Source organism: Microbulbifer litoralis, assembly GCF_023634065.1.
Lineage (GTDB): Bacteria > Pseudomonadota > Gammaproteobacteria > Pseudomonadales > Cellvibrionaceae > Microbulbifer > Microbulbifer litoralis.
In genome coordinates this window covers 1-24,063 of the sequence record NZ_JALKCV010000021.1, presented here as the reverse complement: position 1 = coordinate 24,063, position 24,063 = coordinate 1, and the positions used below count along the sequence as shown (strand labels likewise).

Sequence of the window (24,063 nt, the reverse complement as noted above, 5' to 3'; positions counted from 1 at the left end):
GAGGTGCGGCGGCGGGCCGGGCCCGCCGCCGGTCGTCTGGCAGTTACTTGGTCGGTGCGGACGGCGCCGACGTCTCCGCGACACGGGTTACCGGATGTGTCGGGTTCAGCTTGACCTCCAGCTGTTGCAGGTCGTCCGGCGCCAGCAGCCCCGCCACCTGTTTCAGGCTCAGGGTATTGATGATGTAGTCGTAGAGGGCGTTGGCGTAGTCGGTCTGGGCCTGGGTCAGGGTGCGCTGGGCCAGCAGTACATCGACAATATTGCGCGTGCCCACCTCGTAGCCGGCCTGGGTCGCGTCCAGGGCGCTCCTGGCGGATGTCACGGCCTGCTCGCGGGCTTCCACCCGGGACGAGTCGGTGGTCACCGCGCGGTGCAGGCGGCGGGTGTCCTGGATGGTGTTGCGCTCGGTCAGGTTGCGCAGGTCCTCGGACTGGAAGGCCAGGTTGCGCGCCTCGCGACGGCTGGCGCTGATGCCGCCGCCGCTGTAGATCGGCATCTCGAAGGTGATGGCGGCGACCTTGGTTTCGGTTTCCTCGTCGACTGGCGCACCGGTAGCGAAAGGTTCGAAACCGGGATAGTTGGAGGTGCCGGTCCTGTCACCGTCGGTGTGCGTCTTGTCGTAGGACAGCGTGCCGTAGAGCGTCGGCAGGTGCTCGGCAGCCGCCGCGCGGGCGTTGTAGCGGGTCGCATCGGCGGACAGGCGCGCGGCCTTCAGGTCGAAGTTGTTGGCCAGGGCAAAATCGACCCAGGCGCCGCGCTCGGCCGGTTCCGGCGGCATCACCTCGAAATGTTCCGCCAGTGGGGCGACGGTATCGTGCGGGGTGCCGGTAAGTACCGTCAGCGCGTCGAAGGCGGTCAGCAGGTCGTCCTGGGCGGTCAATCTGCGCGCCACGGCGCTGTCGTAGGAGGATTGTGCGTCGTAGACGTCGGTGATCGCGGTCAGGCCCACTTCGAAGCGCTGCTGGGTCTGTTCCAGCTGTTTGGCCAGGGCCTCTTCCTCGGCCCTGGCGGCGACCAGTACATCGTGGGCGCGCAATACGTCGAAATAGGTGGTGGCGACCCGCACCATCATATTCTGCTGGTTGGCGCTGAATTCAGCTGCAGCCTGTTCGCTGACCTTCTTGCCCTGCTTGTAGCCGAACCAGGCGGGCAGGTCGAAAATGGCCTGGTTCAGCGTGGCGCCGTAGCTGTGGCTGTCGACATCGGTATCGCCGGTGGTATTGCCGGTTACCAGTTGATCCCCGAGGAAGGTCTGACCGATCGATTCGGACTCGGTGCGGGTCTTGGTGTAGTCGGCGTCGGCATTGATCTGCGGCAGCAGCGCCGAGCGGCCGATGTTCTTCGCCTCCAGGCCGGCCTCGTAGGCGGCGCGGTCGGCGGCCAGTTGCGGGTCGTTGTCCAGCGCCTGCAGGTACACTTCCCACAGGGTGTCGGCCTGGGCCTGCATCGCGCCGAGCCCCAGAATGGCGGCGGCTAGCAGGGTTTTCAGCGGGCCCCTGCGGCCGCGCATTGTTGTAGGTTCACTTCTATTCATCAGTTTCAACTTCCTGTGGCGGGTGCGGTCTCAAAGCTGCGCCAGTCTCCCCACTGGCCTGTCCGGAACGGGTGCCGGAACACGGGAAGCCCCGGCAAAGGTCCTCGACCCTGATCCAGAGGCTTTCAAATCGTGCGCCAGTTTACCCGCGGGTTCCGGGGGCGTCGAGGCGACGGTCGCTGCAATTTGGTATATCTTCGTTCAACCGACGCGAATGTGCGGTTATTCGCAGCCGAACAGTCGCGTTCGCGGAATGCATATCCGGTCGGCGCTGCAATTATTCAATAGACGCACGGTCGGACTTTCTGGATGCAGCAATGATTCTGCAGTAATGGGCAACGCAGTGGACGAGGAGTTTCGATGGGGCTCGGACAGCGACGGGAAGCGGCGACGCATTGGCAGCGGGCCTGCCACGAGTGCGACCTGCTGTTGACGGGGCCACTGGCGCCGCGCGGGCGCAAGCTGGTGTGCCCGCGCTGCGAGGCGATCCTGCACCGCAATCCGCGGCGCAGCCTGCACTACACGGCCGCGCTGAGCCTGACCGGCCTGTTGCTGTTTATTCCCGCTGCCAGCCTGCCGCTGTTGAGTTTTTCCATCTTTGCGTTCGGCGCCGACAATACGCTGTTCAACGGCGTCCAGTCGCTGTTTGCCGAGGGCTATTACTGGATGTCGACACTGGTGCTGTTCTGCAGTGTGGTGGCGCCGTTGGGGAAATTCCTGCTGTTGTGCTTTATCTGCTGGGGCAGTGCCTCGGCGCTGCTCGACCGGCCCGTGGCGACGGCGGTGCGCTGGTACCAGCACCTGAAAGAGTGGGGCATGCTGGATGTGTATATGCTCGGCATCCTGGTGGCATTGGTCAAAATGAGCGACCTCGGCAAAATGGAGATGGGCCCGGGGCTCTACTGTTTTGCCGCCATGATGCTGGTGGCCAACCTGACGACGCTCAGTTTCGATCCCGAGTCTGTGTGGGCGCGCATGGCCGCGCGCCGCCGCACCGGCGGGGAGGGCGTCGCTTGAGTCGGCCGCAGAAAGCGCTGGAGCGGGGGCTCAGCAGTTGTCTCTGCTGCCACAAACTGGTGGTATTGCCCGCCGGGGGCGGCCGCGCCCGATGTCCGCGCTGTGGCGCCCGGGTACACGGGCGCATCGACGGCAGCCTGATGCTGACCTGGGCGCTGACCATCACCGGTGCGCTGCTGCTGCTGCCGGCGAACATTCTGCCGATCATGACGGTGATCTATCTTGGTTCCGGTGAGCCGAGCACGATTATCAGCGGCGTGATGCAGCTGTATCACGCCGGCCTCTGGGGGATCGCGTTGATCGTGTTTGTCGCCAGTATCGCGGTGCCGGTGATGAAGCTGGTGGGGCTGGTGCTGCTGCTGGTACAGGTCCAGGTGCGGCCGCCGCGGTTTCCCCTGCAGGCGATGAAACTGTACCGTGTCGTGTCCGGGATCGGCCGCTGGTCGCTGCTGGACCTGTTCATGATTTCCATCCTGGTGGCGCTGGTGGATATGGGGGCCATCGCCTCGGTGACCGCCGGTCCCGGCAGTACCGCTTTTGCCACCGTGGTGGTGGTGACCATGCTGGCGGCGCGCAGCTTCGACCCACGCCTGGTCTGGGACGCCTGCGACGCGCGCGAAAGCGGCCGCCGCGGCCGAGAGAGCAACAACCCGAAGGACAGAGGAGCCGCGGGAAATGTCTGAAGAGTTTCCCGAACAGCCCGACCAGGAGGCCCTGGTCAAGCGCAGTCGCGGCCTGCCACTGGTGTGGATACTGCCGCTGATCGCGGCGGTGATCGCCGTGTGGCTGCTGTACAAGGATGTAACCCAGGGCGATATCAAGGCGACCATCCTGTTCCAGTCCGGTGACGGGCTGGTCAAGGGCAAGACGGTGGTCAAGTACTCCGGTGTGGATATCGGTACGGTGCAGGACTTCCGCCTGGTGCCCAACGCGCCGGAGCTGGACGGCGCCGACGGCGTGCTGGCGGAAGTGGAATTCAATCGCAGCGCCCAGTACCTGCTGGTGGACGGCACCGATTTCTGGGTGGTGAAGCCGGAGCTGTCGATCACCGGTGTGCGCGGCCTGGAGACACTGGTATCCGGCAACTATATCGCTGTGGAGCCGGGCAGCGGCGCGCGCAGGCGCGAGTTTATCGCACTGGAGCGGCCGCCGGCCCATGTGCGCGGCGACGGCCTGCGCATCGTGCTGAAAGCCCCCCGGCTCGGCTCCCTGAACCGCGGCTCGCCGGTCTACTACCGGCAACTGCGCGTCGGCCAGGTGGAGAACTACCGCCTGGGCGAGGACGACAGCCAGATCGAGGTGGACCTGTTCATCCGCCGCGAGTACGCACACCTGGTGCACCGCGGCAGCCGTTTCTGGAATGTGTCCGGGCTCTCGGTCGAGGGGGGGATCAGCGGCGTCACCGTCAATCTCGAATCCCTGGCCGCGCTGGTCGCGGGCGGCGTTGCCTTCCACACCCCGGAAGGCCAGCGACAGTCGCCGCTGGCTGTCAATGGCAGTGAATTCAAGCTCTACAAGAGCTTTGCCGAGGCCGACGCCGGCATCCCCATCACGCTCAATTTTGATCGCGGGGTCAATGTCTCCGCCGGCAGTACCCAGGTTTTCTATCAGGGAGTGCAGGTGGGCGAGGTGAGCGAGGTCAAGGCCAACCGCTCCCTGGACGGCATGGAGGTGGAGGTGCTGATGGACCCGATCACCGATGACCTGCTGAGCGAGAACACCCGTTTCTGGATGGCACCGCCGACACTGGATATCTCCAGCGGCCTCAACGACCTGCTCAAGGGCAATCGCATCGAGGTCGACCTGCGCCGCGGCCAGCGCTCGCAGCGCACCTTCGATGCCCGCGCCTCGGCGCCGCCGATGGATCCGCGGGCCCCGGGGCTGCACCTGCGCCTGACCGCGCGCAGCCCCGGTTCGCTGCAGCGGGGGGCCTCGGTCTACTACCGCCGCATCGAAGTGGGGCAGGTACAGGGCATGGAGCTGGACCAGAGCGGCGACGGCGTGGAAGTGTTTATCGTGATAGAGCCGCGCTACGCGCACCTGGTCAACGAGCGCACCCGTTTCTGGAACATCAGTGGCCTGCGCGCCAGCGCCGGGCTGGAAGGGGTCGAGGTGGAGGCGGACTCGCTGCTGTCGATCCTGCGCGGCGGTATCGCCTTTGGCAGCGGCCCTCGCGCCCGCCGCGAGGCGGGCCCGGCCAAGGGCGGTGATTCCTACCGGCTCTACGCCAGCCGCGAGGACGCGCTGGAAGAGGGCCAAACGATCCGCATCACCCTGCCCGATGCCGAGGGGTTGAGGAAGGGCGCCGCACTGCGCTACAAGGGCGTGCGGGTGGGCGAGATACTGCACCTGTGGCTGGAGCCCGACTTGGGCTCGGTGCGCGCCATCGCCAAGCTGTACCACCGCGAAGACGAATTTGCCCGTGCCGGTACGCGCATGTGGGTGGTGTCGCCACAGGTCGGCATCGACAAGGTGGCCAACCTGGACACCCTGATTACCGGCCGCTACCTGGCGCTGGAGCCCGGCGCCGGCGAGCCGCAGACCGAGTTTGTGGCCCTGGCGGAGCCGCCCGGGCCGGACCTGGCGGAGACCATGATGCGCCCGGGGCTGACGGTGATCCTGGACGCGCCGCGGCGCGGCTCACTGGTGCCCGGCAGCCCGGTCTACTACCGCCAGGTAAAGGTCGGCGAGGTGACCGGTTTCTCCCTTGGGGAACTGGCGGACCGGGTTTACATCTATGTACATATAGAGCCTCGTTACAGCACCCTGGTGCGGGAGCACACGGTGTTCTGGAACGCCAGCGGCGTGGATATGAATTTCGGCCTGGTCAGCGGCCTGTCGGTGCACACCGAATCGACCCAGTCACTGCTCGCCGGCGGCGTCGCCTTCGCCACACCGGAGGCGCCGGACACGGGGCGCGAGGTGGAATCCGGCAGCCACTACCCGCTGTACCCGGAGGTGAAACCCGAGTGGCTGGGCTGGAGTCCTAAAATAGAACTATACCCGACCGCCGAAGCTGCCAAGTAAGGGGCCGGGTTCAAAACAGGGAATAAGGATTTGCTATGCGTTTGATTCTCGTTGGACTGATGGGGCTGCTGCTGGCGGCCTGCCAGGATATGCAGGTGAAACGGGTGGAGTCCCACCCGGCGGTGGCCGGCACCCGCTTCTCCACTTACGCCTGGAGCGAGGCATCGCTGGCCACCACGGCCCCCGACGCAGCGGCGCAGGTGGTGGAACTGGATGATGAAATGCGTGCCATTGTGTCCGCGGAAATGCGCTCGCGCGGCTACCGTGAAGTGGAAGACAAAGCCCGCGCCGATATGGTGGTGGACTACCAGGTGGCGGTCATCGAGCAGGAGTTTGCCGGCGATCCCACCGATCCCGAGTGGGATGCCCAGTTCGACAGCAACGCCCAGCAGGGCGTGGTGGAGCTGCCGGAGCGCACCGGCGCGCCGCGTGTGGTGCTGACCGTGGGTATAGGCCCGGACGGTGGCGCGGCCATCTGGGGCGGCAGCGCCACCAAGCTGATCACGCGCCCGGAGAGCCAGGAGCAGCGGCGGCGGATCATCGGCGCCGCGGTGCGGGACCTGCTGCGGGATCTGCCCGCCGCCTACTGAACCGCGCCCAACCCGTACCCGCAGGGCCCGACGGCTCGGCCCTGCTGAACCCGACTATTCCCCCGGCACGGATGCCCGGTCTCGACAGATGTTGCAGGAGACAGGCATGACGGCCATATTGCGCCACTCGCTATTCACCATTCTCGCCCTTGCCGCACTGCTGTCCGCCGGCTGTGCCACGGCACCGCCGCCGGTGGCGGTGGACTACGACTCGCAGGCGGATTTCAGTGGCCTGCGCAGCTACTACCTGCTCGATCCCCTCGCCACCGGCGCTTTTTCGCCGCTGGACCTCAAGCGCGCCCGCAACGCGGCCGATAGCCTGTTGCGAATGCGTTTCCAGCAGGCGGCCGACGCCGACAGCGCCGATTTCCTGGTGCGGCTGCAACTGGTTTCGGAGGAGAAAGTCGCGGTCTACGAGGATTCCTTCGGGCTCTACGGCGGTTACCGCTACTGGGGCTTCGGCTGGCGCGCGCCGCTGGAGGTGCGCCAGTACCGCCGCGATCTCCTGGTGCTGGATGTCCTGTCGCCGGACAACTCGCCCCTGTGGCGTGCGAGCGCGCCGTCGGATGCGGGTCGCTACAGCGATCCCGTGCAGCGCGAACAGGCACTGCGGGAAGACCTGGCACGCCTGCTGAACCGCTTTCCGCCGCACGCCGGTACCACCTATTGATGCAATAGCGGGGGTTTGCTGGAATCGCCGCCCCGCTGGCAGCATACTGCCTCCTCACTTGGAGGATCGACGGGCAAAATGACGGAATTCAAGGATCCCGCAAGCGCGGACCTGTCGCCGCAGTTCAGCGGTGGCGCAGTGGAAATTATCGAGCGCACCCCGGTGTTCGAGGGCTTCTTCAAAATGCTGCGGGTGCGGTTGCGGCACCGGCTCTACCGCGGCGGCTGGAGCCGCGAATTCGAGCGCGAACTGTTTGTGCGCGGCGCCGCCGTGGGGGTGCTGCTCTACGACCCGGCGCGCGAACTGGTGGGCCTCACCGAACAGTTCCGGATCGGTGCGCTGGACAGGCCCGGCGGTCCCTGGTGCCTGGAAGTGGTGGCCGGGATGCTGGAAGCGGACGAGTCGCTGCAGGATGTCGCGCGGCGCGAAGTGTACGAGGAATCCGGCCTGCAGGTGGACGAGCTGCACTTTATCCACACCTACATGCCCAGCCCTGGCGGCAGCGCCGAGCGCCTGACGCTGTTCTGCGCGCTGGCGGACCTGCGCGACGCGGAGGGCGTGTTCGGCCTGCCGGAGGAAGACGAGGATATCCGCCTGCGCGTCTTCCCGCTGGATACGGTGCTGGACGTGATGGCGTCGGGCGATCCCCTGGGCAGCCCGATCGACAACGCGGCCACGCTGATCAGCCTGCAGTGGTTGCAGTTGAATCGCGCTAAGCTGTAGAGAATAAAAGGGAACCCGGCCCGTCCAACGGGTCACCGACAAATTTCCCCAGGGCTCACAAAGTGAGATCTGAGTCACGGCGACAATAGAACGGGAGTGTCGATAATGGCCCCACTGACCAAGGCGGCCGCCGAGGCGGACAGGCGTGCGCGCAGCGCGGCGAAACGCGACGGGAAACCGGCCTACCGGGTCGATCTGCCCAGCTATCACGCCGACTGCGACGCGAACTACCTGCGCCTGAGCAAACTCCTGCCGGAGCTCGCCAACCGCGAGCGCTGGCGCTACCAGATGCCCCACGGGGCGCTGGAGCTGTCGGTGCGGGAGCGCTCCCGGTACACCACCGAGGTGTGCCTGAAGGCAGAAGCCGCCGCGGGCGAGCGCCACTGGCTGGCGCCGCCGGAGATCACCGTGCGCCTCTACCACGATGCGCGCATGGCGGAAGTGATCGCCGTGGATGGCCGCGGGCCGATAGGTGGCAAAGGAGTGCAGACCACCTATCCCAACCCGCGCATGCAGCGCGCGGACGAGCGCCAGCAGGCCAATCGCTTTCTGGGCGAATGGCTGGGGCACTGCCTCGCGAACGGCCGCGCAGAATTTGAATTGGTACTGGACGGCCGGCGTATCTCGCGCGTTTAGCGCGGCGCCGGCGGTCACAGGGATGTGAGTACAGGGTGAGCAAGTGAGTCACGAGCGCAGAGAGTCCGACGAGTCCGCACACCGGCTGGTGCAGTTTACCGATCCCCATATCGGCAGCCGCCCCGATTACCAGCTGCTGGGCCTCGACACCGGCCACACGCTGGACGAAGTGCTGCGCGCGATCGAGAACGAGCAGCGCGCGACGATGTTGGTGGCCACTGGCGATATCAGTGCCAACGGCTCTGAGGCCTCCTACCAGCGGTTCCTGCAGAAGATGCAGCGGGTCAAAACACCCTGGTACTGGCTGCCGGGCAACCACGATGAACCCGCACGCATGCGCGATGCGGCCCCGGCGCGCAGCGCCGAAATGGTAACGCTGGGCAACTGGCGCCTGCTGCTGCTGGATACCAGCCTGGAAAACCAGATCCGCGGCGGCCTCAGCGAAGCGCAGCTGCAGCGCCTGCAGCAACTGCTGCACGAGTGCCGCGAGCACCCGGTCATGGTCTTGATGCACCACCAGCCGGTGCCGGTGGGCAGCGACTGGATCGACGGCCATATGCTGCGCGAGGGCGGCGAGCGCCTGCTGCAGCTGGTCACCGCCGCAGCCAACGTCAAGGCGCTGGTCTGGGGCCATGTGCACCAGCAGTTCGACAGCCGCCTGCCGCGCCCCGGCGCCGGCGACCTGGGCCTGCACGCCACGCCCTCCACCTCGGTGCAGTTCACACCCGGCAGCGGTCCCTTCTCCGTGGACGACCGCATGCCCGGCTACCGCTGGTTCGAGTTGCGCGACGACGGCAGCTACAGCACCGGGGTGGAGCGGGTCAATGTGTCCGAATACAGCGTCGACCTGGCCTCCGGCGGCTACTGATCGCGACCGGCTCTCCCCCCGGCGAATTAACACTTTTAAACCTGTCTTTGCCGGCTCCGGGCCTTACAATAATCCGCTGAAGTTACAGGAAGTTGTGAGGCCGGTATGCGCACCCTGTTCGTTGTTTTCCTGCTTTTCCTGGGCGCCTGCAGCCAGCAGGCCACCACGCCATCCACGTCCGCTGGTTCAGGCACAGTCGCCGACGGCCTGCAGCCGCGCGCCAGCGGGCTCGATGACGTGGCCGCGGTTTTCGCCTTCGATCTCAACAGTGCCTCCGTCTACGTGGCGCCGGTGGAGATCGACTACCGCAAGCGTTTTGACCGCGCCAGCGACCAGTTGCGCGCGCGGGATTTCGAGCTGGAAGCGAAAGACCGCGAAAAGTTGAATGGCCTGATGGCCGAGACCTTCGCCGAGCGCTTCCTCGCCCCGCGCAACAGCGGCCTGGCGCACCAGCGTCAGAATGCCGACTATGTACTGCAACTGGGCCTGGAAAACTTTTCCCTCAGCGCACCGTTGCAGCCCTCTGCCTTTACCTGGCGCGTGTACACCGAACAGAGCGCCTACGGGGTGCTGACCGGTACCCTGTACGATCGCGATGGCAACGCCGTAATGCGCTTCAGCGACCGCCGCGATATCGGCGACAACTTCGGCCGCGGCGTCGGTGGCAGCAACCTGGAACGATTTACCAGCGTCACCTTCTGGTCCGATATGAAAATCGATATGCGCCGCGCGTTTGGCAGCCTGGACAAGTCGCTGCGGTAGAATCATTCGGGACTCGGGACTCGGGACTCGGGACTCGGGACCGCGGAGCCCCGAGCAGTTGATCTCGGGCGCCCCAGCCCGGCTTGCGGGCCGCGGACCCGTTCCGCCGACCACACAACTCTCCCACCGCGCTATAATCCCGTCCCATGTCCGAACCAACACCTGCAAAACGCCCGCTGTTGCTCTACCTGCACGGCTTCCTGTCCTCGCCCCTGTCCCACAAATGCCAGCTGATGCGCGACTGGCTGGCAGCCGAGCACCCGCGTATCGTCTTCTGCGCGCCGCAGATCTCGCCCTACCCGGAAATCGCCCGGCAGTCCCTGCTGAGCCTGGTGGACGGTTTTGTAAACAGCGGCGAGTTCGATGCCATCGGCCTGGTGGGCAGCTCCATGGGGGGCTTCTGGGCGAGCTACCTGGCGGAGCGCTACCGGCTGCCGGCGGTGCTGGTCAATCCGGCCGTGCACCCGGCCCGCTTTATGCCGGCCTATCTGGGGCAGACACTGAAGCCCTACAGCGGCGAACCACAGGAGTATCGCCTTAGCCGGGTGGACGTTGATACCATGCGTGAACTGGAAGCCCAGCTGCAGCCGCCGCTCGCCGGTCGCTACTGGCTGCTGGCCCAGCGCGGCGACGAAACCCTGGACTGCCGCGAGGCGGAGGATTTTTACCGCGGCCAGCGCCAGACCATCGAGGAGGGGGGCGACCACGGGTTTCGGGGCTTCGCGCGCTATTGCGCCCCGATCATCGAATTCCTGTTCGAGGATTCGTAATCGTTTAATGTGTATTGCCGCTCGCGGCACCCGGGCCACAGGCCCACCGAAAGATTTCTGTCAACCAGCAACCAATAAAAAATATGGCCAAGTACTCAGCCGAAGATATCGAAGTCCTCACGGGGCTCGACCCGGTGCGCAAACGCCCGGGCATGTACACCGACACCACGCGTCCAAACCACCTGGCGCAGGAAGTGATCGACAACAGCGTCGACGAAGCGCTGGCCGGACACGCGAAGAAAATCGAGGTGGTGTTGCACAAGGACCACTCCCTGTCCGTCAGCGACGACGGTCGCGGCATGCCGGTGGATATCCACCCGGAACAGGGCCGCCCCGGGGTCGAGGTGATCCTGTCGACGCTGCACGCCGGTGGCAAGTTCTCCAACAAGAACTACCAGTTCTCCGGCGGCCTGCACGGCGTGGGTGTCTCCGTGGTCAACGCCCTGTCGAAAGTGCTGGAGATCACCATCCAGCGCGACGGCAAGGTCCACCGCATGGGCTTCCAGGACGGCAACAAGGCCTCCGACCTGGAGGTGATTGGCGACTGCGGCAAGCGCACTACCGGCACCAGCATGCGCTTCATGCCGGACCCGCAGTACTTCGACTCGGCCAAATTCTCCGTGCCGCGCCTGCGCCACCTGCTGCGCGCCAAGGCGGTGCTATGCCCGGGCCTGACCGTGGTCTTTATCAATGAGCAGGACGGCGAGTCCGACGAGTGGTATTACGAAGACGGACTGCAGGACTACCTGGCCGCCGCCAACCAGGGTTGGGAAGTGCTGCCCGGCGAACCTTTTGTCGGTACCTTCAGCGCCTCCACCGAAGCCGCCGACTGGGCCGTGCAGTGGCTGCCGGAAGGCGGCGAGGTGACTGCCGAATCCTATGTCAACCTGATCCCCACCGCCCTGGGCGGTACCCACGTCAACGGCCTGCGCTCCGGCCTGTTGGAGGCGATGCGCGAATACTGCGAAATTCGCAACCTGCTGCCCCGCGGCCTGAAACTGGGCCCCGAGGATATCTGGGCGCAGTGCTCCTACGTGTTGTCGGCCAAGCTCGCCGACCCGCAGTTCTCCGGCCAGACCAAGGAGCGCCTGTCCTCGCGCGAGGCCACCGCGTTCATCTCCGGCGTGGCGAAGGACGCCTTCAGCCTGTGGCTGAACCAGCACACCGAAGAGGGCGACAAGCTGGCCGAACTCTGTATCGGCAACGCACAGAAACGGCTGCGCTCGGCGAAAAAGGTCGCGCGTAAAAAAGTCACCCAGGGCCCGGCGCTGCCGGGCAAGCTGGCGGACTGCGCCAGCGCCGATACCAGCCGTTCGGAACTATTCCTGGTGGAGGGCGATTCCGCCGGCGGTTCTGCCAAACAGGCCCGCGACCGCGACTTCCAGGCCATCATGCCGCTGCGCGGCAAAATCCTTAACACCTGGGAGGTGGATTCCGGCGAGATCTTCTCCAACCAGGAAGTGCACGATATCGCGGTTGCTCTGGGCGTGGACCCGGCCAGCGACAACCTGGAAGGCCTGCGCTACAACAAGATCTGCATCCTCGCCGATGCCGACTCCGACGGCCTGCACATCGCCACCCTGCTGTGCGCGCTTTTCCTGCGCCACTTCCGCCCGCTGATCGCCAAAGGCCACGTCTACGTCGCCATGCCGCCGCTCTACCGCATCGATATCGGCAAGGACACCTATTACGCGCTGGATGAAGCGGAGCGCCAGGGTATCCTCGACCGCATCAGCGCGGAAAAGAAAAAGGGCAAAATCCAGGTCACCCGCTTCAAGGGCCTGGGCGAAATGAACCCGCTGCAACTGCGTGAAACCACCATGGACCCGGACACCCGGCGACTGGTGCAACTGTACGTGGATGCCGGCGACGAGAGCCACCAGATACTGGATATGTTGCTGGCCAAGAAAAGGGCCGGGGACAGGAAGCAGTGGCTGGAGAGTAAGGGGAACCTTGCCGAGGTCAGCTGATTTGATTTTTTACCATGGCCCCGCTATGCGTAATACCCGTCAGTTAGGAAGGTTGGGACCTGGAAGGTAAGATTGCGCGGGGCTTTGGTTGGTATCAGGGCCCCTGTGGTTAGAAGGCGGCTTAACGGATTTCTATAAGCCTCACTTTGTGGGGCTTTTTTATGCCTTGGGGAATTTTCGTGGTATCGCGGTTGGTAATAAACTCTTTCCGCGCAGATTGTCTGATTGGCGCTGTGTTGCGTTATCGCGTGATAGACCGGAGTTATTTAAAGGGATGAGTGAAGAGACGTTGTTCGAGTTTGGTCCGGATTGGGGCGTGATCGGCATTGCGATAGAACGGAAAATACCTGAAAGAACCCTGTCCTTTTCAGTGAGGTTTGAGAAGGGCGGTCAGATTGTTGAACTGGAGTTTACTGGCCCAAACGATACGGATTCCCTGCCGGAGTTGATCGATGTCGACAGAGTTATAGTATCAAAGGAAGTTTCCAGTCAGAGGGAGTTCGGTACAGTAAAAGTCGAGTTTCATGGAGAGGATTGGCAGGAGGTTTGGTGCGATCATGTCAGGGAAGTCGGTCAGGTATGAGGAAGTGTCCATACTGATGCTGTGTACGCAAACTCCTCTGGATGGTCGTTTGCTTTATAACAATCCATGAAAGACGGGGGTAGATTGTCGGCGTTATGTTTCCAGGTAATCCGAAAAAGGCAGGATTGGCAAACAATACAAAATGGAGAGAGCTGAGAGCGGAAATGGTTTCTCTGGCCCAGCTGGCTCCTTATTGGAGAACGGTATCTGTAAGTGGTAATCGTTATCCGGTCGTGGGTTGGGATGGTGACTGGAGCTATCATTTTCGCCTGGGAAGCTATAGGGAGATTGAGGTCTGTGAGTTGTTGCCACGGCCTGATGAAAATGCAGCAAGCTACGAGCAGTGTGTGGATATTTGCCGGGCAATAGGGTTTGAGCTTGAGTTGCGCTTTAGTGAAAATATCATAAAAATTGTGGCATATCGTAATATGTGAGAAATTTCGACTGCAGGCGGTTTTCGTTCTGTGTCGTCGGGTTGGGCTAGGATTTCGGAGGTGTATTGATGTCCGGTAAAAGAATTTCCGAAGACGGAGAAAGAGAGAGATGCCCTGTTCACGGGCATACCCGAAGACTGTCAGGAAAAGATATCAGTGAGATCAAGCACGCTGTTGAGGTCGCCAACTCTCAGGCCAAAAGGAAGGGGAAAACTCCCAGGAAGCCGCAGATTGGGCTGTTTAGCTGTAAGTGCAACTGTTTTACGTGAAAGTCGATTAATCGACTCGAGAACAGCCCGCGACATTGGGTTCATAAAATACCGATTGCTACTGTAATCGCGTGTGATCGACCCTCCAGATGAAGTCCGCTATCTTCTCGCTGCAACTGGAACGGGCGCACAGCTTGTTCCTTTCTACTATTTTAGGGTGAATCTTGTATCAGTGGGGGCAAGCCCCGTTTCACTGATTGATCAAAAGGAGAGAGGCGTGAAGAGAGCCAATTTTATTTCTGTTCTGGCATTGTTTGCCAGCGCAAGTGCCATGGCAGCCGAGGATTCCTGGTATGGCCGGGTCGGCTTTGGGGTGACGGACCTGGATCTCGGCGGGCTGGAGAGTGATCTGTGCAGTGTCGATCTCTGCTACGATTTCGGTACCGACAAGGGTTATTCATTGAATCTGGGTTATCGCCTGAATCGTTATTTTGCGATGGAAGGTGGCTATACCGACCTTGGCGAGGCCAGCGATACCCAGAGTGTCAATCCATCCCTGTTTGATCCCTCCCTGCCGAGCGGCGAGGCGGATGTAAAAATTGCCACCTCCAGCAGTAACTGGTCCATGGCCGCGCTGGCGACGACCGATTCGAGCAGGGCGCTCTACGCCGGTGCCAAACTGGGTTTCCATTTCTGGGAGACTGAAGTCGATGTGTCTGCCCCGGGTGGTGGCAGCATGAATGCGCTGAGTGAAGACGGCACCGATATTTTCTACGGTGTTTTCGCCAACTGGCGCGTGGAAAACTGGACCCTCGGTGTCGAGCACACCATTTTCCAGACTGAAATCGAAGGAGAGGGAATGGATCCCTCCATAACCGCCGTGTCCCTGAGCATGGATTTCTGATTGATATTCCAGCGGCGAATGCCATTGGCATTCGCCGCTGTCGACTCCCCTCTCCTTGTCCCGCCCGATACATACCCCGGCGCGCTGTCTCAATGGCGTCTGTGGACGCGATTGGCCGCCTCCTTGCTGACCAGGTAATCCGGATGCAGATACTTGCTGTACGTCAGCAAGGTGTAGTCGTGCGGATCGGCCCGGCAGGCGAATCCCAGCGATTTTGCCATGCGGTGTACGCCGTGGTTTTCGGCGGAATCGATGGAGTAGATCTCGTCGAGACCGCGGCGCTCGGCCATTTCTGTCAGCCTGCTCATCAGCCTGGTGCCCAGGCCATGATGCTGCCAATCGTCGGCGACCACCACGGCACACTCGCAGGAACGGCCGCTGCTGTCACAGGCGTAGTTGGCCACGCCGACGGCTTTCGGCTCCGTATCCGGGGCGGCGATGGCGATCAGCGCCTCGTGGATCTCGTGGTCGTTGTCTGTCAGCAGTTCGACCAGTTTATCGGTCACCTTGCTGTTGCCACCCAGAAAGCGGTCGCGGCGGCTCTCCGGCGACAGGCTTTCGAAGAGTCTCTTCTCCAGTTCACCATCTTCCTTGCAGACTTCCCGCACCAGGACGCGGCGGCCGTCATCCAGGGCGATGGTCTCCGGTTTCAGGGTGCTGTCACGCGTTCGGTCGCTGGTCATTGTACCTGCCCCCTTGCTGAAACTTGCAGCAGAGTCATTGTTTCTCTCGCCCGACAGAAACCTCGTTTCCACAGAGCACTCGATCACACCCGCTGTGATCGCATCACCATGCTATGGTCCGCGCAGGGCGGCGCCAACTGGCCGGGGCGAAATGGAAGGATGGATTGGTTATAGCTTCGGGCGCCGCGGTGGGATCGCGGTATATAACGCGTTGCGCCGCCAAAAAAATAAAACCATAGAGTCATAAAAGCTGTGTTATAGTGCGTTCGCTGACTCAGTCAGCTGCGTCATCTGTAGACTGGATGCCGACGGAAAGCCCCGCATGGGGCGCCATCGGGTTCGGTACCCTCCTGGAACTCTCCCTGCGGCCCCGACCGCACAGTCCCCTGGAAGCCTCTACTGAATGCCGCAACCGGCCGCGACACGGCCATTCGACGGCAAGGCAATCCGCCAATCCGACTTTTCTGTACCGCGCATTGTGCGAGGTGCAACCATATCCATTGCGCGAGTGCGCAATTGAGGAACTTATGTTATTTGAAGATTTGGGCCTGGCCAGTGAGCTGGGCCGCGCTGTAGCCGAGCAGGGTTACAGCAAACCCACCCCGATCCAGGCGCAGGCCATCCCCGCGGTAATGAAGGGCGGCGATATCATGGCCGCGGCGCAGACCGGTACCGGCAAGACTGCCGGCTTTACCCTGCCGCTGCTGCACCGCCTCTCCAAAGGGGAGCCGGCGCGCAACAAACAGGTGCGCGCGTTGGTGCTGACACCGACCCGCGAACTGGCGGCACAGGTGTTCGACAATGTGCAGGGCTACAGCAAGTACCTGAAACTGCGCCATGCAGTGGTGTTCGGCGGGGTGAAGATCAACCCGCAGATCAACCGCCTGAAGGGCGGGGCCGATATCCTGGTGGCCACTCCGGGCCGCCTGCTGGACCTGCACGGCCAGGGCGCCATCCGTTTCGACAAGCTGGAGGTGCTGGTGCTGGACGAGGCCGACCGCATGCTGGACATGGGCTTTATCCACGATATCAAGCGCGTGCTGCGGGTCCTGCCGAAGCAGCGCCAGAACCTGCTGTTCTCCGCCACCTTCTCCGGCGAGATCCGCGGCCTCGCCAAGGGGCTGCTGGACAACCCCACCGAGATCGATGTGAGCCCGCGTAATACCACCGTTGAAACAGTGCGCCAGAAGCTGCACCCGGTGGACAAGGCGCGCAAGCAGAAGCTGTTGAGCCAGCTGATCCTGGACAACGGCTGGCATCAGGCGCTGGTATTCAGCCGCACCAAGCACGGTGCCAACAAGCTGGTAAAACAACTGGACAAGGACGGCATCCGCGCGGCGGCCATTCACGGCAACAAGAGCCAGAATGCCCGCACCAAGGCGCTGGCGGATTTCAAGGACGGCCGCGTGCAGATCCTGGTGGCCACGGATATCGCCGCGCGCGGTATCGATATCGACCAGCTGCCGCAGGTGGTGAACTTTGACCTGCCCAATGTGCCGGAAGACTATGTGCACCGCATCGGCCGCACCGGCCGCGCCGGTGCGCGCGGGCAGGCGGTTTCCCTGGTGAGTGCCGACGAGATCAAGCAGTTGAAGGACATTGAGCGGTTGATCAAGAAACCGATTCCGCGTGAAGAAGTGGAGGGTTTCGAGCCCGAGCACCAGTTGCCGGAGTCCGGCAGGGCGGGCGGTGGCCAGTCGCGCGGCAACAATGGCGGTGGCGGACGCAATCGTTCCGGCGGCCAGGGTCGGTCCCAGGGCAACGGCCAGCCGCGCGGGGACAATTCGCGGCCGCGGCGTCGCAGAAGGCGGCCGGCTCGGACCGAGTCCGCCTGATTCCGGCGGGCCTGGGGCCCGGCGCACCCAGGCTCGTCCATCCGGTAGGGTGCGCCGTGCGCACCGTCCAGGCTGCGTCTGTGTTGAAGGGGGCAGCCCGGCTGGAGCGCAGCGGAATCCGGGAAGCGCGTCAGCCGATCAGCGCGCGGTAGAGGATTTTCAGCGCGTCGTCGGCAACGGACTGCTGTACGCCGATATGGAAACAGATCTGCGACGGGCTCTGGTCGATCATCTCGATCGGGATATGGGCCTCGCCCAGCGCACTCAGCGCATCGACTATCGGGTAGGAGTTGCCCTGTAATCCCAGGCCCACGGCGGTCAATATCGACAGGTTGTAGGCCACATCCATCAGGTCCGGTTTGAGCCTGTCCTCGATGCGCCGGCGCAGGTCGTTGATGGCGCCGGTCAGGTCATCCTGGTTGACGATGACGGCGATGTCGTCCTTGTCGGTGGGGAAGTGATAGGTCTGGATATTGAAGTCACTGAAAATGCCCAGCAGCTCGGCGGTAAAACCGATCTCCTCGCCGAGCATATCCTTTTCCAGGTAGATGTAGGCGATATTGTCGAGCCGCGCGATGCCGACAACACCTTCCTCCGGTACCCGCTCTGACAGAATCACCGTGCCCTGGTCCTGGGGCTGGTTGGTGTTGCGGATATGGATCGGGATCTTGCGCTCCTTGCACGGCAGCATGGCGTTCAGGTGAAAGACGTTGAAACCCTTGCTGGACAGCAGCCGGATCTCCTTGAAGGTCAGCCGCGGAATGGCACGGGCGTCGGATACCAGGCGCGGGTCGGCCTCGAATACGCCGCTGACATCGGTCCAGTTTTCGTAGCTGGCCGCGTTGATCCCCTTGGCGATCACGCCACCGGTCAGGTCGGAACCACCGCGGGAGAAAACCGCCACCTCGCCACTTCTGGTAACGCCGTAGAAACCCGGTACCACGGCAATGGTATTGCCCTCTGCCAGTTGCTGCATATTTTCGTAGGCATCATTCAGCAGCTTTGCATCCAGAAATTCCTCGCTCACCGTCAGGCCGAAATCCTCAGGCAGGAAGGCCTCGGCCTCCATATCCGAACGGCGGAAATACTCGGCGATGACGCGCGCGTTGTAATGCTCGCCGCGGGAGGCGAGGAAGGCGACGCGGCGTTCGCCGGACAGCTGGCAGTCGAGATCCCGTTGCAGGTGTTCGAGAATTTCCTCCGGCGGAATCTCCAGGTCCTTCAATATCGCGCGAAAACGATCCAACACTGCTTTTTTGCTGTCGCTGACCGGGATTATCAAACGCTGTTCGCGAAAGTGGGCGCCGTCGGTGGCGATATTGAACAGGTGATCGGTAATCTTCTGTTCGCCGGCCGCGGCGCGCCCCGGCGCCGATACCACCACGATACGCCGGCGCGCGTCCGCCTCGACGATGCGGCGCACCTTTTCGATCTGCACGGCGTTGGCCACCGAGCTGCCACCGAACTTGCTGACAATCAATTCCGCCATGGATCCGTGTCCTATCCGCCCAGGTTTTCCCGCTTCTCGACAAGAGCGCCCAGAGACTGGTCGACAATGTCGAATCCCTCCCGCAACAGTTCCTCCTCGATCAGCAGCGACGGCAGGAATTTCAGTACCTCATCGCGGTCGCCGGCGGTTTCGATCAGCAGGCCTCGGTCGAACGCCTCCTTCGATGCGTCGCCGGCGACGCCGATCTGCGGCAGCTCCAGTCCCCAGACCATACCGATACCGCGCACACTGGCCTCCAGTTGCGGGTATTTGTCGGCAATTCTCTGCAGCTCGCTCTGCATCAGCTCGCCGTTGCGCTTCACTGCGTGTGCCAGGTCCTCGTTGTCCCAGTAGCCCAGTGCCTGTACGGCGGCGACAAAGGCCAGGTTGTTGCCGCGAAAGGTGCCGGTGTGTTCGCCCGGCTGCCACTGGTCCAGCTCCGGACGCATCAGCAGCAGCGCCATCGGCAGTCCGCCGCCGATGGACTTGGACAGCGTGACCATATCCGGATAGATGCCGGCGCGCTCGAAACTGAAGAAGGTGCCGGTGCGGCCGTTGCCCACCTGGATATCGTCGATGATCAGCAGGATATCGAATTCCCGGCACAGGGCCTCGAGTTTCTGCAGCCACTCGACACTGGCCACATTGATGCCGCCCTCGCCCTGCACGGTTTCCAGAATCACTGCCGCCGGCAGGTCGACACCGCTGCTGCCGTCTTCCAGGAAGCGGCGCATATAGTCGATGGTGTCCACGTCCGGGCCGAGGAAGCCGTCGTAGGGCATGAAAGCAGTATTGCTGCGCGAGCCATAGGACTCGTCCTTGTAGTCGTAATTGCCGGTCACCGCCAGCGCCCCCAGGGTCAGACCGTGGTAGCCGTTGGTAAAGGAAATGATATTGGAGCGCTTCTTCACCATGCGCGCCAGTTTCATCGCGGTTTCCACCGCGTTGGTGCCGGTGGGGCCGGTAAACTGCAGTTTGTACTGCAGGTTGCGCGGCGCCAGTATCGTGTCGCGGAATTTGGTCAGGAAGGCGCGCTTGGTGACCGTGGCCTTGTCCAGGCCGTGCACGATACCGCCATTCTGCAGGTGCTCGATCAGCGCGTCGGTAATCAGCGGGTTGTTGTGGCCGTAATTCAGGGTGCCGGCGCCGGCAAAGAAATCGATGTAGCGATTGCCCTGCTCGTCGAACATTTCCGACCCCTTGGCGGTGTCGAAAATGGTCGGGAAAGAGCGCACATAGCCGCGCACCTCGGATTCCATTTCTTCGAAAATTCGCATTGGCTGATTCCCCTGTCGTATTCCGGCGTTTTACTTCGGTAAAAGGCATTCGGGTTCAAGAAGGCAGATTCAACTGAAATTCCTGTAGACCTGCGCGGCGCGCCCGGTATCGAAAGGGCCGATACGCAGCAGCGGCTCTGCCTCGTGCACGCCCTCACTGGTGGGAAACTGTGGCTCGGTAAACAGTTCGCTCTCCGCAAGCCGGGCGTCGAGGCGCCGCGCGATCCCCGCAAACAGCGCCCGCGAAGCCTCATTGGAAGGCGCTACCGTGGTTTCCAGGTAGCACACTCCCCTGGCGGCTTGTGTGTTCAGCACAAAGTGCGCCATGCGCCCGGCCAGCTTCTGGCCTCGGGCGCTGGCGGCGACGCCCACCTGCCACAGGAACCAGACGTCCGGCCGCTCTGCCGAGCGGAAGCCGGTGGTGAATCCCTGTAACTGCCCGCCGCGTTCCGCGACCGCACAGCAGTCGGCAAAATCCCGGCACAGCAGCAGGTACAGGTAGCTGGAATTGCGGTCGAGCGTGCCCGCGTCCACTACCAGTTGCCAGATGGCGGCACCGTCGTCGACCGTGGGGTGGCGGAACTGCACCGGGGAGTCATCCTGTGGCGTCATACCCGAACCTCAATGGCGCCGGAATTTGCACGTCATTGCATCAGCGTAGTCCGGGATGGTCCGGTCAACCAGTTGTCGGGGTTAAGGTGTTTTCCGGGCAGCAGGTGGAGGGCCCGCGGCGGTGCCGCGGGAATCGGTGCTTACAGTTGTTTCAGCAGCGCCCTGGCGGTGTCCTCGGACGAGGCGGGGTTCTGTCCGGTGATCAATAGCCCGTCGGTCAGGACATGGCTGCTCCAGTCGTCGCCGCTGGAATAGTGGCCGCCTTTCTGCCGCAGCATGTCTTCCACCAGGAAGGGCACCACGTCGGTCAGGCCCACGGCTTCCTCTTCCGAGTTGCTGAAGCCGGTGACCTTCCTGCCGCTGACCAGGGGTTCGCCGTTGGCAGTGTTTACATGGCGCAGTACACCGGGTGCATGGCAGACCGCGGCCACCGGTTTGTCCGCGCCGATAAAGGACTCGATCAGCGCGACGGAATCGCGGTCCTCGGCGAGGTCCCACAGCGGACCGTGGCCGCCGGGGTAGAAGACTCCATCGAAATCCTCCGCCTTCACGTCCGCCAGGCGCTCGGTGTTGGCCAGTGCCTGTTGCGCCTCTCTATCGTCGCGAAAGCGTCTGGTGGCGTCTGTCTGTGCGTCAGGGTCGTCGCTTTTCGGGTCCAGTGGCGGCTGGCCGCCTTTCGGCGATACCAGGGTAATTTCCGCACCGGCGTCCTTGAAAATGTAATAGGGCGCGGCGAATTCCTCCAGCCAGAAACCGGTTTTGTTGCCGGTGTCGCCCAGCTGGTCGTGGGATGTGAGTACCATCAGGATTTTCATTGCATCTCCTTGTTGTAAACGGTGGCATTGTGGCGAGCGGATTGCGGGTTCCTGTATCAACCGTCGTCGCCGACGCGGATCACCAGTTTGCCGAAGTTCTCGCCCTGCAGCAGGCCGATAAAGGCCTCCGGCGCCTTCTCCAGGCCATCGACGATTTCCTCGCGGTATTGGATCCTGCCGTCAGCGACCCACTCGGACATCTGCGGGAAGAATTCACCGAAGCGTTTTTCGTAATCGCCGATGATAAAGCCCTGGATTTTCAGCCGCTTGATCAGTACCTGGCCCATCAGCAGGCCGAGGCGGTCCGGTCCCTCGGGCAGCGAGGTGGCGTTGTACTGGGAAACCAGGCCGCACAGCGGGATGCGCGCAAAGGTATTCAGTAGCGGCAGCACGCCGTCGAACACCTTGCCGCCGACATTTTCGTAATAGACGTCGATACCGTCCGGGCAGGCTGCGGCCAGCTGGTCGGCGAAGTCGTCCGCGTAGTGGTCGATACAGGCATCGAAGCCCAGCTCTTCTACAGCGTAGCGGCATTTTTCCTCGCCGCCGGCGACACCGACCACGCGGCAGCCCTTGATCCCGCCGATCTGGCCGACGGTGGCGCCCACAGGCCCCGTGGCCGCGGCCACCACCAGGGTCTCGCCCTCTCCGGGTTCGCCGATATCCAGCAGGCCCATATAGGCGGTAAAACCGGGCATGCCCAATACGCCCAAGGCGTAGGAGGGATTCCGGGGGCTGGCGCCGAGATTCATCAGGCCGTTGCCATTGGATACCGCGTAGTCCTGCCAGCCGGTGTAGGCCAGTACCCAGTCGCCCTCGCTGAAGTGCTCGTTGCGGGATTCCACCACCCGGCAGACGGTGCCACCACACATCACGTCATCCACCGCCACCGGTTCCGCGTAGGAGGGGCCTTCACTCATGCGACCGCGCATATAGGGATCCAGCGACAGGTAGACGGTGCGCAGCAGCACCTCGCCATCGGCGGGCTCGGGAATATCGGCCTGCTCGAGGCGGAAATTGTCTGCGGTCGGCGCGCCGCTGGGGCGCGATGCCAATACGAAACGGCGATTGCTGTCTTGCGATTGGGGCATGGTGCAGTCCTCTGCGTGAAGTGTCTGTTCGGGGCGCCCGTCAACTATAGACGCTGGCCTGCTCAATCAGACCGGTGCGCACAGCGCAGCCCACCCCACCCGCGTAACGTTCAACGGCAACGACCGCTCGACCGCAGGGGGCGCCGTGCGCACCGAAAAAGTCCGGCCTCACTCCGGATCAGGAGCCCTTGTGGTTGTCCATATAGTCCAGTGCCAGTCGGGTAATCGCCTCGGTGCCCACCGGCAGTGCGCTCTCGTCGACATAGAAGCGCGGCGAGTGGTTGCTGGCGGCTGTGGCCGGGTCCTTGCCTTTCGGGGTGACGCCGAGAAAATAGTAGAAGCCGGGCACTTCCTGGGCGAAGAAGGAAAAGTCCTCGGCACCGGTAACCTTGGGGACCTCGATCACCCGGTTTTCGCCGGCCACTTCGCGCAGCGTCGGCAGCACCTCGGTGGTCAGCTCGGGGTTGTTCACCGTTACCGGGTAGCCCTCGAGAATCTGTACCGTGGCCTTGGCGCCACTGCTCTCGGCGATATTTTCCGCGGTGATCTTCAGCTTGTCGAAAATCTGCGCGCGATTGTCCATATCGAAATTGCGGATGGTGCCGTTCAGGAAGACGCTGTCCGGGATGATATTGTTGCGCACACCGCCGTCGATGATGCCGAAGGACACCACCGCCGGTCCCCTGGTGATATCGATCTGGCGGCTGATAATGGTCTGGGTACCGGTGACTATCTGTGCCGCGGCGGTGATCGGGTCCACGCCGCCCCAGGGGCGCGAGCCGTGGGTCTGGCGGCCATCGACGGTGATGCGGAACTCATCCGAACTGGCCATCAGCGGGCCGGAGCGGTAGCCGATCACGCCCGCCGGCAGGTTGGACGTCACATGCTGGCCGAAGGCCACGTCCGGCTTGTACTTCTCGAACAGTCCCTCTTTCAGCATCAGCTCGGCGCCGCCCTCCTCGCCGTCCGGCGCACCCTCTTCGGCGGGCTGGAACACGAACAGTACATTGCCGTTCAACTCCTCGCGCATTCCGGCCAGTACCTCGGCGGCACCCATCAGCATGGCAACGTGGGTGTCGTGACCGCATGCGTGCATTACGCCCACCTGCTCGCCCCGGTACTCGGTGGTGGCCCTGGAGGCGAAGGGAATATCCACCTGCTCCTTGACCGGCAGCGCGTCCATGTCCGCGCGCAGGGCCACGGTGGGCCCGGGCTTGCCGCCCTTCAGCAGTGCCACCACGCCGGTATGGGCCACGCCGGTCTCGACCTCCATGCCCAGGTCTTCCAGGTGCTGTTGAATATACTTGGCGGTCTCGAACTCGCGATTGCCCAGTTCCGGGTTCTGGTGAATATGGCGGCGCCACTCGATCACATTGTCCTCGGTCTGCTGCAGCAGTGTTTCCGGATCGGCGGCCAGCGCCGGGCCGCTGCCGATCAGCGTTGCGCCGATGGCGATAGACAGGAATACTTTTTTCACGACGGTTTCCTTTATGTTTTCATTACACAAGTTTTGGGGGACAGGTCAGGTCGCCAGGTGGGGTGGCCCTTTGCGGGACACGCGGTG

General features: G+C 63.1%; 23 protein-coding genes. 15 read left to right on the top strand and 8 right to left on the bottom strand.

The window, feature by feature from the left end; translation table 11 throughout:
* Positions 1 to 43: 43 nt before the first annotated feature.
* Complete coding sequence (locus MWN76_RS20420) at positions 44 to 1,534, bottom strand: TolC family outer membrane protein (RefSeq protein ID WP_250464967.1); 1,491 nt, start codon at positions 1,532 to 1,534, stop codon at positions 44 to 46.
* A 360-nt stretch (positions 1,535 to 1,894) separates the two neighbouring features.
* Between MWN76_RS20420 and MWN76_RS20415 the strand changes: the two genes are divergently transcribed.
* From MWN76_RS20415 to MWN76_RS20350, 14 genes are all read left to right on the top strand, one after another.
* Positions 1,895 to 2,551, top strand: a complete 657-nt coding sequence (locus tag MWN76_RS20415) for a paraquat-inducible protein A (RefSeq protein ID WP_250464966.1) — start codon at positions 1,895 to 1,897, stop codon at positions 2,549 to 2,551.
* On the top strand, positions 2,548 to 3,234 hold the full coding sequence (locus MWN76_RS20410; RefSeq protein WP_250464964.1) for a paraquat-inducible protein A: 687 nt from the start codon (positions 2,548 to 2,550) through the stop codon (positions 3,232 to 3,234). The genes MWN76_RS20415 and MWN76_RS20410 overlap by 4 nt, the downstream gene beginning before the upstream one ends.
* Entirely contained in the window at positions 3,227 to 5,578 is a 2,352-nt protein-coding gene (locus MWN76_RS20405) for a PqiB family protein (RefSeq protein WP_250464962.1), read from the top strand. The genes MWN76_RS20410 and MWN76_RS20405 overlap by 8 nt, the downstream gene beginning before the upstream one ends.
* Positions 5,579 to 5,613: 35 nt before the next feature.
* On the top strand, positions 5,614 to 6,168 hold the full coding sequence (locus tag MWN76_RS20400) for a DUF4136 domain-containing protein (protein WP_250464960.1): 555 nt from the start codon (positions 5,614 to 5,616) through the stop codon (positions 6,166 to 6,168).
* 106 nt (positions 6,169 to 6,274) lie between these two features.
* Entirely contained in the window at positions 6,275 to 6,838 is a 564-nt protein-coding gene (locus MWN76_RS20395; protein WP_250464958.1) for a DUF4136 domain-containing protein, read from the top strand.
* Between the two features lie 78 nt (positions 6,839 to 6,916).
* Positions 6,917 to 7,561, top strand: coding sequence for an NUDIX domain-containing protein (locus MWN76_RS20390; protein ID WP_250464956.1), 645 nt, complete (start codon positions 6,917 to 6,919; stop codon positions 7,559 to 7,561).
* Between the two features lie 105 nt (positions 7,562 to 7,666).
* Positions 7,667 to 8,197 (top strand): DUF1249 domain-containing protein, encoded by a 531-nt coding sequence (locus MWN76_RS20385; protein ID WP_250464954.1) that lies wholly within the window; start codon positions 7,667 to 7,669, stop codon positions 8,195 to 8,197.
* Between the two features lie 43 nt (positions 8,198 to 8,240).
* Positions 8,241 to 9,065 (top strand): metallophosphoesterase, encoded by an 825-nt coding sequence (locus tag MWN76_RS20380; protein ID WP_250464952.1) that lies wholly within the window; start codon positions 8,241 to 8,243, stop codon positions 9,063 to 9,065.
* A 105-nt stretch (positions 9,066 to 9,170) separates the two neighbouring features.
* On the top strand, positions 9,171 to 9,827 hold the full coding sequence (locus MWN76_RS20375; RefSeq protein ID WP_250464950.1) for a hypothetical protein: 657 nt from the start codon (positions 9,171 to 9,173) through the stop codon (positions 9,825 to 9,827).
* A gap of 146 nt (positions 9,828 to 9,973) precedes the next feature.
* Positions 9,974 to 10,597 (top strand): YqiA/YcfP family alpha/beta fold hydrolase, encoded by a 624-nt coding sequence (locus MWN76_RS20370; RefSeq protein ID WP_250464948.1) that lies wholly within the window; start codon positions 9,974 to 9,976, stop codon positions 10,595 to 10,597.
* An 83-nt stretch (positions 10,598 to 10,680) separates the two neighbouring features.
* Positions 10,681 to 12,567: a DNA topoisomerase IV subunit B gene (parE, locus tag MWN76_RS20365; RefSeq protein WP_250464946.1), complete on the top strand. Its 1,887-nt coding sequence runs from the start codon at positions 10,681 to 10,683 to the stop codon at positions 12,565 to 12,567.
* 274 nt (positions 12,568 to 12,841) lie between these two features.
* Complete coding sequence (locus MWN76_RS20360) at positions 12,842 to 13,150, top strand: hypothetical protein (protein WP_250464944.1); 309 nt, start codon at positions 12,842 to 12,844, stop codon at positions 13,148 to 13,150.
* A gap of 95 nt (positions 13,151 to 13,245) precedes the next feature.
* A complete protein-coding gene (locus MWN76_RS20355) occupies positions 13,246 to 13,584 on the top strand; it encodes a DUF6678 family protein (RefSeq protein WP_250464942.1) in 339 nt (112 codons plus the stop codon).
* Between the two features lie 486 nt (positions 13,585 to 14,070).
* Positions 14,071 to 14,697 (top strand): outer membrane beta-barrel protein, encoded by a 627-nt coding sequence (locus tag MWN76_RS20350; RefSeq protein ID WP_250464940.1) that lies wholly within the window; start codon positions 14,071 to 14,073, stop codon positions 14,695 to 14,697.
* Between the two features lie 89 nt (positions 14,698 to 14,786).
* On the opposite strand, the gene MWN76_RS20345 is transcribed toward MWN76_RS20350, so the two are convergent.
* Positions 14,787 to 15,380 (bottom strand): GNAT family N-acetyltransferase, encoded by a 594-nt coding sequence (locus tag MWN76_RS20345; RefSeq protein WP_250464938.1) that lies wholly within the window; start codon positions 15,378 to 15,380, stop codon positions 14,787 to 14,789.
* Positions 15,381 to 15,907: 527 nt separating this feature from the next.
* Between MWN76_RS20345 and MWN76_RS20340 the strand changes: the two genes are divergently transcribed.
* Positions 15,908 to 17,215 carry a DEAD/DEAH box helicase gene (locus MWN76_RS20340; protein WP_250464936.1) on the top strand — a complete coding sequence of 436 codons (1,308 nt, stop codon included), beginning with the start codon at positions 15,908 to 15,910 and terminating at the stop codon, positions 17,213 to 17,215.
* A gap of 130 nt (positions 17,216 to 17,345) precedes the next feature.
* Here the strand turns inward: MWN76_RS20340 and MWN76_RS20335 are convergent, their stop codons facing one another.
* The 6 genes from MWN76_RS20335 to MWN76_RS20310 all read right to left on the bottom strand — a co-directional run bounded on the left by MWN76_RS20335 (position 17,346) and on the right by MWN76_RS20310 (position 23,976).
* Positions 17,346 to 18,704, bottom strand: coding sequence for an aspartate kinase (locus MWN76_RS20335; protein ID WP_250464933.1), 1,359 nt, complete (start codon positions 18,702 to 18,704; stop codon positions 17,346 to 17,348).
* 11 nt (positions 18,705 to 18,715) lie between these two features.
* Entirely contained in the window at positions 18,716 to 19,981 is a 1,266-nt protein-coding gene (gene ectB / locus MWN76_RS20330) for a diaminobutyrate--2-oxoglutarate transaminase (RefSeq protein ID WP_250464931.1), read from the bottom strand.
* A gap of 69 nt (positions 19,982 to 20,050) precedes the next feature.
* Positions 20,051 to 20,593 (bottom strand): diaminobutyrate acetyltransferase, encoded by a 543-nt coding sequence (gene ectA / locus MWN76_RS20325; protein ID WP_250464929.1) that lies wholly within the window; start codon positions 20,591 to 20,593, stop codon positions 20,051 to 20,053.
* A gap of 140 nt (positions 20,594 to 20,733) precedes the next feature.
* Positions 20,734 to 21,408: a type 1 glutamine amidotransferase domain-containing protein gene (locus MWN76_RS20320; RefSeq protein ID WP_250464928.1), complete on the bottom strand. Its 675-nt coding sequence runs from the start codon at positions 21,406 to 21,408 to the stop codon at positions 20,734 to 20,736.
* Positions 21,409 to 21,464: 56 nt separating this feature from the next.
* Complete coding sequence (locus MWN76_RS20315; protein WP_250464926.1) at positions 21,465 to 22,499, bottom strand: NADP-dependent oxidoreductase; 1,035 nt, start codon at positions 22,497 to 22,499, stop codon at positions 21,465 to 21,467.
* A gap of 178 nt (positions 22,500 to 22,677) precedes the next feature.
* On the bottom strand, positions 22,678 to 23,976 hold the full coding sequence (locus tag MWN76_RS20310; RefSeq protein WP_250464924.1) for a M20 family metallopeptidase: 1,299 nt from the start codon (positions 23,974 to 23,976) through the stop codon (positions 22,678 to 22,680).
* Positions 23,977 to 24,063: the final 87 nt, after the last annotated feature.